We start from the raw sequence: 12,639 nt of genomic DNA on the forward strand, positions 1-12,639 counted from the left end.
CCCATTACCAACCACTCGGGTTCGGTAAAGCTTCCCCGTTATAAACGTTACCGGCTAATTTATATCATTTTGTTCTCGCGATAAGATACGCCGGGTAAAATGAAAAACCTGCACTCTTATAGTTATGCCGGGTTAATTTAAATATATCCGATTAAATAAAAACCTGCACCCTTATAAAAAGAGTGCAGGTATAAAAGCTTGCAGGTCATATCGGAAAGATATTCCCGAATTTCGAGAAACCAATCCTTTTATGAACGACCGGGATACCGATTCATCAGAATTGATACTTGATCTTGAGGCCGCCACCGCCGCCTTCGCGTCTACCAATGAAGCCCTGACCGGTCACATCAACACTCAAAGCATCAATCGTGCTTACCGGCTTCATCGAAATACCTGCTTCCACAATGCCTGTGTCACCTTCAAGCGACGGCTTGTCCAGTTTCAATCCATATGCACGGGCTGCAACTTCACCATCAAATTCGTGGTCGTAAGCAATGCCGACATATGGTTTGAGCTGTTGATTGTAAATCATTGTATATCTGGTCCCGATGCGCAACCGCGAACTGTCTGCATCGTCAAAGCGCAACCGATCCCGACCGACATCAACTGTTTCACTATCAATCTTTGTCCAGAAATAACGACCATAAACATCCAGCGAATTACGTTCGTCGAAATTCATGACATAACCGACACCACCATGCAGACCATAATAGTCCGCACCACTGTCGTAATCACTCCCCTCGCCGAATTCGCCCAAAATGTCATCTGTATCAAAATCGGTATCTATATGACCGGCACGGAATGATGCTTCTGCATAAAGCCCGTCTGCCTGACCTGCTTCAAGCTTGTTAACCCGCCCCAAACCTGTACCGGCAAAATCTATCCGGCCAAGAACACCGCCACCTGTATAGTGTGTGTCACCGTCACCATGAACAGATGCATAATTGGCAAAACTGTTATAGGTGTCATACGTACCACGGCCATATTCAAAGAATGCGCCGAGTGTTACCGGATGTTTGTCTGCAAGTTCAAAGCCGGTTGCCAAGCCGACAGCCATATTGAAACCATCAACATCTGCATGACTTCCACTCTTGTAACGGTTCGAGCTACCGTCAATAACAAAGAACGGCATCAAATTCATCTGCCATGGATTATTGCCAGCCTCAGCAACAGAACTTCTTGCTGAACGAATACCGGCATTGGCTATCAAATCCGCTCCCTGATTCAAGAAGCCCAGAGATGCTGCACGCCCTTCCGAAAATGCTTTCGTTTGTGGGTTAAGACGACCCGCAAGCTCGCCACTACCACTTCCGTTGCCACCGATATTGCCATTATGCGAATTGCCGGTATTGGAAGTGTCGCCGGAATTGCCATTGTTTTGATTGGCATCGGCCCCATTGTTACCACCGGTATTGCTGCTGTCATCTCCTGTATTGTTTCCGCCGTTGGTTCCTCCATTGTTGCCACCGCCAGAGTGTTCCTCTTTAACATCCTGACTATTTAGAGCTGTTAGAACATAACCATTACCGGATTGCTCTGCCTTCATGTCATAGATCAGGAAATTGCCTTGTTTGACTTGCATATCAGACGCCGACGCGTTGGCAACTTTATCAATAAGCGTAATTTTGTCGCCAACGGACAGGCGACTACCGTCGCTTTCAATTGCAACAGTATGCGTCGTATTAGCTAGATTAACGGCGTTGTCGCCGGTGATGTGAACCAGTATTTCATTATTGACAACATCCTTTGGCAAAACCCAGTTGTAATTTTGAACATTTTCAATGCCCACCAGATCACCGTGGAAGTGAACGAGAGTCAGTGTATTGCCGGTAAAGACATCTCCGTCCGATCTGGTCTTGCCATCAAAAAAACCACCATAAACAGTGCCGCCGATTTTTACATTTCCACCAGTTAAAGTGATCAAATTATTCGTGGCATTGCCATTTGACGTAACACCACCGTAAACATTGCCATCAATAGTTGCATTTTCAATCGACACGCTGTTATTTGTCGCATCCCCAATAAGTGTTTTACCGCCGACACCATAATTAACTAAATGTGCTCCCCCATTAATAGTGAGCGAATTTCCGCTTACATTACCATTTTCGGAAATACCTGCCACGGCGAACGTTTTGACTGTAGCATTCGAGGTCACCAACAAAGTATTTTTTGACGCCGAGCCATTTTGTGTATAACCACTGGTAACCTGATTAACAGTCGCACTATCAGAAATCGTAAGCGAATTGCCTTCGGCGTTACCCGATACTTCGGCATTCTGCGACTTTTCAACGTAGCCGGAAGTTATATTACCTGTAACAGTGACATTCTTGACCGTGACAACATTATTTGTGCTTGCACTGTCTGTTGAATAGCCCCCTGTAATCTGCCCATTGATTGTCCCGCCAGAAACATGAACCTGATTTTTATCGGTACCCTTGTTACTTTGTCCACCAATAATTTCGCCGCCGACAGACCCTCCGGTAACATTTATTATGTTACGATCGGCACGGCCATTCGCTGCTTGCCCCCCATAAACGAAATTCTCGACCGATCCGCCGTTTAAATTGACAGTGTTATCGGATACATCGCCCAATCCACTAATACCGGCAATGAGATTTCTCTTTACGTTTGTTCCCTCACCACTCATGGTAACGGCATTACCTGTCACATTACCTGCTGTGTCGGCTGCGCCACCAAGAACATCTTTCTCGACAGTTCCATCGGTAATGGTAACCTGATTACCTGACACGCTGACTGCATTCGGATCGGTGCCGCTTTGCGAGCGCCCGCCAAAAATCTGATTCTTTACTGTGCCCCCCTACATTTCAACCGAATTGTCTGATGCCGAGCCGTTTATAGATACCCCGCCGTGGCCAATTTCGACAGTTCCCCTATTAATGACAAGTTTGTTTCCTTTTGCTGTGCCATTTTGCGCAATGCCACCCCCCGCTCCAGCGACATTGGCGCCTCCCGAAATCGTTGTCACATTATCTTTAGCTGTACCATTGCCTCCTTTAACGCTTCCACCATATGCAGCTCCTGTTACTTTACTGCTACTGGAAATCGTTATGCTATTTCCAATAGCATCGCCTTTTTCGGCTCCATCGAAAATAAATCCTCCTGCAATGTCTGATGCTGTTGCCGAATCATCCATAATGACGTGATTATTGGAAACAGATGCACCACTGCGAGATGCACCGCCTGCAACCAAAGCAGTAGTTGTACCGCCATTCAAGGTTAATGTGTTGTTGTCAACTACACCTGTAGCATCCGTGTAACCGGCGTAAATATTCTTTCCGTAGCTGCCACTTTTGACCACAACCGAATTATTTTTAACATCTCCACTTGACGAAGTGCCACCCAAAATAAATGCGGCTGCTGTTCCTCCATTTAGTGTCACAGTGTTGCCAGATGAACCGGTCGTCCCAAATCCACCGTAGATCATTCCGGTAACGCTACCTCCAGAAAAGTCGACGCTGTTATTGTTGGCACTACCCTTGTTGGAAATGCCGCCCATGATCCGACCCCCAATTTGGCCGTCGGTTATGACAACCTTATTTTTCTCGGCATCACCGTCTCCGACGATTGCGCCATAAACATCCCCGGTGACTTTCGCTTTTCCCTTGATATTAACGGTATTTTCTGAAGTATTACCACTCGCTACCGATGCTCCTGCAACGGTATCCGGAGCTTTATATTCATCTTCTGTCAAATTATCCGGATTATCTATCGTGACTGTATTGCCATTGGCACTACCGTGAGGTTTCACGTAAGTTCCGTCTTCTCTATGGTAAGTGTCGTAATCAGCCTGAGTACCATTATATGTGATTTCTCCAGCCCATGCAGTGGACATATTTGCCCCTGCAACCGTCAATGCCAATGTCACAGCGGACACCGTTGTACTGAAATATTTTTTATTCATTATGAAAATGCCCCGTTGAGAATATTTGCTGATAACGACAGACCAGCTTCTTTTAAAATTTAGAAGCATAACGCACTTATAAAATCAAGTGCAGAGTAAGCAGGGAAAAATTTTTAGTTAATTTTATGCTGTTCTTTTGTTATTTTATCACAGTTGTTTTCATTTATAGTTGAAAAAATTCTATCTTTATATACTAACTATCTGTAAAATAACGGAAAATTGTTATTTTATAGATTTTTTGCGTTCAACCAGCTAAATCAACTTACAGTAGGTTATTCTTTTGATAGTCCTTATTCAGATCAAGTGGTCATTATCACATAGCAAATCTGTAATACTTTCAAACAATACTTAATCGACTAAATAAGCAATATTCGGAGGCGCATCGAAGCTGGTCCTGCGATTCAAAATGTCATTCCTAATTGGTTTGATGAGCGTGATTGAATGCGTTTATAGAAATGTACAATCCTGCAGGCTGCCTTGTGTAAAACTATTGTGTCCCGATTAAAAATCGAATTGCACCTCCATAAATGAACTGAAGTTTTTAAAGCCTCTATCGCCTTATAGTTTGCCGGTCACGAATTGCCCACATCAGAAACCGATTAACAGTCACATAAAAACCATATCTCAAGTGCTTCACAAAGCGCTTTCCAATCAAGCCCAATGCGTTCTGCGAAACGGGAACAAAAATTATAGTGTTTGTAGAATTTTTAAAAATGACAGGTGGAAGTGATGACAGGAGTTCAGATAAGCAGCCTTATATAAATACGGCATCTATAAAGGACCCGACAAAATATATGTCTCCGAAAATTTCAGATACTCGCCCGACAAGCATCATGTCCGGCACTATCACTTATTGGCATGCATAGAGTTAAATAATACCCCTGCGCACTGTCAAGGTTTTTCAATTTCTGAAACAAATATTATCACAAATAAAATTCTTTAAAAAAATTAATTCAAATATATAAATAATATATTATAATAATTAAAACTTATTTTTTTATATTTATATCTTTTCATAATATATACTATTCATTTTTATTTAACTAAATGGATATTGATTTTACAACATGGTTTTATTTCTCACCGCGCTTTTACCTCTTCAAAAAACTGTTACAGTGCCGGAAAACAGATTTTTAAATCACGCTTTATGTTATTATCACGCTCCCGTTTTTATCAAGTGCCAAGTATGAGGTGTCACGCGTCAATCGAAAAATGTTCGTGTTCTTGCCATTTCCAATTCAAGGCACGTTTAACGAGCTTCGGTGCATCCGTATGCCTTTGAAGGTGCATCCGTATGCCTTTGAAATTGAAATGAACTGTTTTTCAAAGGTGTTTTAACGCCAGTTTTCGAGAGATAGTTTCAGGAGAAGAGTTTTTGTCCGCTATAGCCTATTCAAGCTTGGGAAAAGCAGCCATTAAACGCGTCAATACATCCGATATAGCGCGACTGACGGGGATGAGCCGAAGCACTGTCGATCGGGTTTTGAATGAACGTGGAAGTGTATCGGAAGCGACACGCAAAAAAGTAATTGCGGCTGCAAGAGAACTTGGTTTGAGGCGCGTTCTGCCGGAAATATGGCATGGTACCTATCGTATCGAACTTATCATTCCTAAAAATGGGCCTCACAATCATTCACCTTTGTGGAAAGAAATCGACACATTTGCCCAAATCCACGCCCGCAACCTGCCGTCATATATTTCGTTACACCGCACACTTATTGCCGAGGGCGATCACGACAATCTTTATAAAGCAATTCTGGAACCGCCTTTTCAACGCAATGCGCTTATTATCGCCGCAGAGTCGGACGATGCAGCCATCCCTGCACTTCGCGAGATTTCGGCGCGCGGGCAACATATCATAACCATCGTCAATGACGTACCGGTTGAAGTCAATCATCTTTATGGTGGTGTCGATAATTTCGTTCAAGGACAAACTGCCGGTCATCTGATGAACGGGTTACTGAGGGATGACGGGGAGATTCTTGTCATACACGGGTCTGCCAAAAGACGGGAACATCGCGACCGCGTCGTCGGATTTCGACAAATTATCGACCATCGCTATCCGGTTACCATAAATGAAACCACCGAAAATGATGAAATGACCCGTGCAATCGCACTTCAGGCATTCAAAAACCACCATATTGTCGGCGTTTATACAACCGTCCATGCACCCGATGTCATTGGCAATATTTTGAAAACAATGCCCGAAAGGCCAAAATGGATCAGTCACGAATTGAGTGAAAAGCATAAACGCCTTCTTCAACAAGACGTGATTGACTTCGTTTTGGATCAGGATGCCGACACACAGGTTGCATGGGCTATAGCCAATGCCGCAGCCCCGATTCTGGCGGGAAATCATGGAACACATCTGAGGCAGCCGGAATTTAAAATTTTTTGCAAAACAAATATTTGAAAGATCAAGTTTTTTGTTGCGGCAATTGCGTCATTTTAGTGACGCCCCGCGCCTTGCCGCGATGCCCTTGTCAGACTACACAAAATTAGAGACAAAATGTCGCAGGCTGAAACGAGCCACAAACACTTTCAGCCATGCGCAATTTGTAAAGGCTTCTAACCTTTGTTTCTCGTAAAAATTGCTGGTCGATAAAGCAGACGAACAACAATCCAGCAAAGCAATATGCCGGAATTTTGTTCGTAATTTGTTGAACGGCTTGGGTCATCCAATAAGATTGGGAGTATAAATGACGAATTGGAAAATTTGGACGTTACGCGTCCTGGGGATCATTGCTCTATTATTAGGGCTGGCACTCACTATTGGCGGTGTCTGGCTCATTGCACTGGGCGGTTCCTGGTTTTATGCCATTGCAGGCATAGCCATGATGGTCATCGGGTTTGATGTATTCAGGCGCCGGTCATTGGCGTTATGGGTTGCCTACGGGCTACTCATCGTTGATCTTTTGTGGTCATTCTGGGAAGTCGGCTTCGATTTTTGGCAACTTGTGCCAAGAATTATGGTATTTCTTGTTTTTGCCTTGGTGGTTTCGATTGTTTCGCCTGCCTTGCGCAAGAAAAATGGTGAAAAATCATTTTCGGCAATGTTCGCAACGGTCAGCTCTGTTGTGCTTGCCATTGCTGTTATTGCAGTTCTCGCCAATATGCCGCGTCCGCACGCATTGGTAACTGCAAGCGGTGAAAAATCGCCGGTTGTTTATAGCGATGCCGGAAAGGACAGCGGAAATGACTGGCCTGCATGGGGACGCAATACAAAAGGCAATCGTTATGCGCAATTCGACCAGATCAACAAATCCAATGTCAAGGATTTGAAGGTCGCCTGGACTTATCACACAGGTGATCTTGCCGTTGATGGCGCAGAATATCAGGTCACCCCGCTGAAAGTGGATGACACGGTCTATCTTTGCACACCGCTCAATAAAGTTATTGCGCTCGATGCGACGACCGGAACCGAGAAATGGCGGTATGATCCGAAGCCGCAAATCTTTCAGAGTACAAAAGGCTGGAAGAGATGCCGCGGTGTCGGCTATACCGATCTGACAGAACAATATCGGCAAGCTTCTGCCAACCATTCCGTTCAAACTGATGACAACGGAAACAGCAGCAATAACAGTGCTGCCCTTCCTTCCGCTTGTCTCAAACGCATTGTTGTGACCACTATCGACGCACGTCTCTTCACACTTGACGCAGAAACCGGCAAGCTTTGTGAAGGTTTCGGCGACAACGGTTTTGTTGACCTGACTGTAGGCCTCACAAAAGAGCCTCCTACAAGCGATCAGGGTTCATACAATATCACGTCTGCTCCGCTTGTTGCTGATGGTGTGATTGTCGTTGGCGGGCGTTTGAACGATAACCTGACGGTTGGTGAACCTTCCGGTGTTGTTCGCGGTTTTGATGCCATTACCGGTAAAATTCTCTGGGCATGGGATGCAGCACGTGGTGCAAAAGACAGCACTCCACTGCCTGCAGGTCAAACCTATGCACCTGAAACACCGAATTTCTGGGGCACTGCCGCTTATGATCCGAAACTCCACCTTGTCTATTTCCCGACAGGTAACCAGACACCGGATTTCTGGACAGGCAATCGCCATCCATATTCGGACGAATATAACGACTCTATCGTCGCGGTAGATATTAAAACAGGTAAGGAAGTCTGGCATTTCCGGACTGCCAATAGAGACCAGTTCGACTATGATGTTTCCTCACAACCTATTCTTTATGACCTTCCGCGTCCGGATGGTTCGGTTGTACCGGTTGTCATCCAGTTGACAAAACGTGGCGAGATTTTCGTTCTTGACCGCCGCAATGGCCAACCGGTCTATCCGGTAGAACAACGCGCTGTTGCCACAGATGCAATGCCGGGCATGAATGTTGCACCAACACAACCTTTCTCGGCTCTTTCGGTTGGTACTGAAAGACTTAAAGAATCCGATATGTGGGGTGCGACCATTTTCGATCAGCTCGTCTGCCGTATCGCATTCAAGTCGATGCGTTGGGAAGGCGAATGGACACCATTGTCGGATAAGAAACGTACCCTTATCTTCCCCGGCTATTACGGTGGCATGAACTGGGGTGGCGGCGCCATTGACGCAGCAACCGGAACGCTCATTGTCAACGATATACGGATGGCACAATGGGGCCGTTTCATTAAACAGGATGTCGCTGTAAAAATCGGTTTGAAGCCGACCACAGAAGGCGAATATTCAACGCAAACCGGCACTCCTTGGGGTGTTGAAAGGTCAATGTTTGTTTCGCCACTCGGCATACCATGCTTTAAACCGCCATTCGGCTCTTTGACAGCTATCGACCTTGTTACCGGAAAAACCAAATGGCAGGTACCGCTTGGTTCCATTCAGGATGCACCGGTTCACGGATTTGTTCCCGGCGTTTACATTCCGGTCGGAATGCCGACAATGGGCGGGCCACTGGTTACCGGTGGCGGGTTGACCTTCTTCCATGGTTCGCTTGATTATTACATCCGTGCATTTGATAGCGATACAGGAAAAGAACTCTGGCGCGGTCGTCTACCCGTTGGCGGACAAGGTGCACCAATGTCTTATATCGGTAAGGATGGCAAACAGTATATCGTTGCTGTTGTGGGTGGTGCCACACGTACAGGAACCAATAAGAACCGTTCCGATCTGGTTATCGCCTATAGCTTGCCGGATAATAAATAAAAAGGATAACATTCCTTTTTGAAAAAAGCTCTTTCCGGTCTATCCGGCAAGAGCAACTAACCCGAATATTGAAGGAGAAAAATTGTGAAAAAGACATGGAAAAAACCCGCTATGTGTCAGGTTGCTGCAGGAATGGAGATTTCCCGCTATTTACCTGCGGAAGTAAAAAACAAACGCTGATTTGAAGGTGACGCCTGCATGCTTTTTGCAGGCGTTACATTTAAAAAACGACTTGAACTTGCCCTGCACATATCTGTGTAACAAGAACAGCCGGAAATCTTGAAAATGAACGATAGCCGGATATTTGCCTTGATCGTTTAAATGGCAGCTATTTCAATATTCCGGCAATTATGGAAATTTAATCAGATCGCCACATCAGACAATTCGTTATGTATATTAAAGTTTTAGGATCAGCAGCCGGCGGTGGCTTTCCGCAATGGAATTGCAATTATTATCTGAGCCGCAATGCACGCAACCATCAATCCGGTTTCTTAGCCCGCACCCAATCAAGCATCATCGCCTCGACCGATAAAAAACAATGGGTGCTCTTCAATGCCTCGCCGGATCTGCGTCAGCAAATCAATTCAACGCCGGAACTTTTTCCCGACCCGAATGGACTGTTGCGTTCAACCCCGATTTCGGCAGTTGTTCTCACCAATGCCGATATTGACCATATTGCAGGCCTCCTGACCATGCGCGAGAGACAGCCCTTTGTCATCTACGCTACCGAACGTGTGATTCATGTGCTTGAAAACAATCCGGTATTTAACATTCTTGATCCGGCAATTGTTAAAAAAATACCCTTGCCTGTCAATAAGTTGACAAAAATTTGTAATGTAGAAAATGAACCGACAGGCATACAAATCAAGGCCTTTCCCGTTCCCGGAAAAATTGCTCTTTTTCTTGAAGACAAGAAGAAAAAAAATTTCGGATCCGAAGATGAAGACACAATCGGCATCAGAATTTTTGACAAAAAGAAGAACCGTTCGGTTTCCTATATTCCAGGCTGCGCCAAGGTGACAGCTTTTGTCAAAAGTCAGGTCGAAAATAGTGATTGTCTGTTTTTTGACGGTACGCTGTTTTGTGACGATGAAATGATAAAAGCCGGTCTTGGCCCTAAAACCGGACAGCGCATGGGGCATATGTCAATATCAGGTGAAGATGGCGCCATTGAAGCCTGGCGCAACACGGCAATTCCTGAAAAAATATTTATCCATATCAATAATAGTAATCCGGTTCTTGACGATCATTCGGCTGAACGTCAAAAAGTCGAACAATCGGGCTGGAAAGTTGCATTTGACGGAATGGAGTTAAACTTTGACTGATTATCATAATATAGCGCGTAACGGCCTTACACCTGACGAGCTTGAAAAAATACTGCGCCAGATAGGCAAAGAACGCTATCACATCAATCACCCCCATCATAAAATGATGATGGCTGGCAAAATGACAAAATTGCAGCTTCAGGCCTGGGCATTGAACCGCTATTGTTATCAGGCGGCCATTCCGCGAAAAGATGCGGCAATTCTGATGAATTCCACAGATCCGGTTTTTCGCGCCGAATGGCGTCGCCGGATTACCGATCATGATGGCACAAACGGGTTGGATGGCGGCGTTGCGCGCTGGTTAAAACTCGCAACCGGTCTGGGACTTGATGAAGAAGTTGTCAAAAGCGAAAGACAAGCCCTTTGGTCAACGCGTTTTGCCGTTGAAGCCTATGTCAATTTCTGTCGCCAGAGACCGCTTCTTGAAGGTGTTGCCTCTTCATTGACGGAATTGTTTTCACCGACAATCATCGCCGAGCGTGTTCCGGGTATTTTGGCAAAATATCCTTATGTGAGCGAAGAAACATTGGCCTATTTCAAGCCGCGATTGACGCAGGCTCCGAAAGATTCAAGTTTTTCATTGGCCTATGTCCGTGAACACGCAAATACGCCGGAAAAACAACAGGCTGTCATAGATGCATTGATATTTAAAACCGGCGTTCTCTGGTCAATGCTTGATGCGTTGGATTACGCTTACGGGGAAGCCGGCCGTATTCCGCCCGGTGCATTCCGCGGAACCTCGAACGAATGATGACGGACCGGTTGACAAAACATAGAAAAATTCTGAGCGACGAAAGTCGCCCCGAATTGTTCCATCACGTGAGAATCCAATATGAGCCGGTGAGAAAGGCTTATGCGCTGCTTTCACCGGAAAAAGTATTTTGGCCGAATGATATAGGACTTGATATATTGCGGCTTTGTGACGGAACAAAAACTGCACGCGAAATTGCTCTTTCTTTATCCGAAACCTATGACGCTCCGGTTCACGAAATCATTGATGATGTTTACTCCTTTTTACAAGATTGGGCCGACCAACTTGTCGTGAAAATATGACTGTAGAAATTTTTCCTCCCATCAGTATGCTGGCGGAACTCACTTATAGATGTCCGCTTCAATGCCCCTATTGTTCCAATCCTCTGGAACTCATGAAAGCCGATCAGGAACAGGATAAAAACTTTTGGGAAAAGCTTTTTAAAGAAGCCGCAAAACTTGGCGTGTTACAAGCACATCTTTCCGGTGGCGAACCGACATTGCGTAAAGATCTTGTAGAAATTGTTGCAGCCGTTCACGACAGTGCAATCTATTCCAACCTGATTACCGCCGGTGTTGCCTTGCCCGAAAGAACATTGGAAGCTTTGAAAGAGGCAGGCCTCGATCACGTTCAATTGTCGTTACAGGGGACAACTCCGCAAACAACCGAATTGATAGGTCACTATAAAGGCGCGTTCGGGAAGAAAATTGCAACGGCAAAACTTGTCCGTAAACTGGGGCTTCCACTCACTTTGAATGCACCGATCCATCGGTATAATATTGACGAGCTTGACGCCTATTTCGAGCTTGCCCTTGAACTTGATGCCGAACGCATTGAAATCGCCAATGTTCAATATTCCGGCTGGGCATTACTCAATCGCAACGCTTTGATGCCCAAGCGTGAAAACTTTGAAAAACAGATGGAAAAGGTCGAAAAATATCGCGAAAAGCTACGGGGTATCATCAATATCGACTATGTTATTCCCGATTATTTTGCCGATTACCCCAAACCATGTATGGGCGGATGGGCACGCGATGCTTTTGTCGTCATTCCCGACGGCACAGTTCTACCCTGTCACGCTGCAAAAACCATTAAAACATTACATTTTGACAAGTTCGGTGAAAAAACGCTTTCCGAAATCTGGCACAATTCGAGTGCATTCAATGCATTTCGTGGCTTTGACTGGATGCCGGAGCCATGCCGTTCCTGCAAAAGGCGCGATATAGATTTTGGTGGCTGTCGTTGTCAGGCTTTGGCACTGGTTGGAGATGCATCGGCCACGGATCCGGCTTGCATCAAGTCACCATTTCACCAGAAAATCAAACAGTTGGGAGAGCAAGCAAGCCATGCCAATGCGCCGCTTCAATACCGCCGCATAGGTCTCTTTCAATAATCATAATCAATATTATCCGGATTTACCAAATCCCGTCGTGAAAGGCATTCGCCATAGCTTTCCATTCTTTTCTTTGTAAACGAAAAACAGTTTACAAACAG

At 45.3% G+C, this 12,639-nt stretch carries 9 protein-coding genes; 7 read left to right on the forward strand and 2 right to left on the reverse strand.

Features of this window, described 5'->3' with window-relative positions:
* Positions 1-274: 274 nt before the first annotated feature.
* Entirely contained in the window at positions 275-2,749 is a 2,475-nt protein-coding gene (locus tag BBC0122_RS07330; RefSeq protein WP_077992561.1) for an autotransporter outer membrane beta-barrel domain-containing protein, read from the reverse strand.
* A gap of 69 nt (positions 2,750-2,818) precedes the next feature.
* Positions 2,819-3,922 (reverse strand): hypothetical protein, encoded by a 1,104-nt coding sequence (locus BBC0122_RS07335; RefSeq protein WP_077992562.1) that lies wholly within the window; start codon positions 3,920-3,922, stop codon positions 2,819-2,821.
* 1,375 nt (positions 3,923-5,297) lie between these two features.
* Between BBC0122_RS07335 and BBC0122_RS07340 the strand changes: the two genes are divergently transcribed.
* The 7 genes from BBC0122_RS07340 (at position 5,298) to pqqE (ending at position 12,538) form a co-directional block, all read left to right on the forward strand.
* Positions 5,298-6,335: a LacI family DNA-binding transcriptional regulator gene (locus BBC0122_RS07340; protein ID WP_077992564.1), complete on the forward strand. Its 1,038-nt coding sequence runs from the start codon at positions 5,298-5,300 to the stop codon at positions 6,333-6,335.
* A 286-nt stretch (positions 6,336-6,621) separates the two neighbouring features.
* Complete coding sequence (locus BBC0122_RS07345; RefSeq protein ID WP_077992566.1) at positions 6,622-9,069, forward strand: membrane-bound PQQ-dependent dehydrogenase, glucose/quinate/shikimate family; 2,448 nt, start codon at positions 6,622-6,624, stop codon at positions 9,067-9,069.
* Between the two features lie 84 nt (positions 9,070-9,153).
* Complete coding sequence (locus BBC0122_RS12785) at positions 9,154-9,249, forward strand: pyrroloquinoline quinone precursor peptide PqqA (protein WP_149866649.1); 96 nt, start codon at positions 9,154-9,156, stop codon at positions 9,247-9,249.
* Positions 9,250-9,458: 209 nt separating this feature from the next.
* A complete protein-coding gene (pqqB, locus tag BBC0122_RS07350; RefSeq protein WP_077992569.1) occupies positions 9,459-10,394 on the forward strand; it encodes a pyrroloquinoline quinone biosynthesis protein PqqB in 936 nt (311 codons plus the stop codon).
* Complete coding sequence (gene pqqC, locus BBC0122_RS07355; RefSeq protein WP_149866650.1) at positions 10,387-11,145, forward strand: pyrroloquinoline-quinone synthase PqqC; 759 nt, start codon at positions 10,387-10,389, stop codon at positions 11,143-11,145. The genes pqqB and pqqC overlap by 8 nt, the downstream gene beginning before the upstream one ends.
* Positions 11,142-11,447: a pyrroloquinoline quinone biosynthesis peptide chaperone PqqD gene (pqqD, locus tag BBC0122_RS07360; RefSeq protein WP_225868089.1), complete on the forward strand. Its 306-nt coding sequence runs from the start codon at positions 11,142-11,144 to the stop codon at positions 11,445-11,447. Before pqqC ends, pqqD begins: the two co-directional genes overlap by 4 nt.
* Entirely contained in the window at positions 11,444-12,538 is a 1,095-nt protein-coding gene (gene pqqE / locus BBC0122_RS07365; protein WP_077992571.1) for a pyrroloquinoline quinone biosynthesis protein PqqE, read from the forward strand. Before pqqD ends, pqqE begins: the two co-directional genes overlap by 4 nt.
* Positions 12,539-12,639 lie beyond the last annotated feature (101 nt).

Source organism: Ditibartonella choladocola (assembly GCF_002007565.1).
Classification (GTDB): Bacteria; Pseudomonadota; Alphaproteobacteria; order Rhizobiales; family Rhizobiaceae; genus Bartonella; species Bartonella choladocola.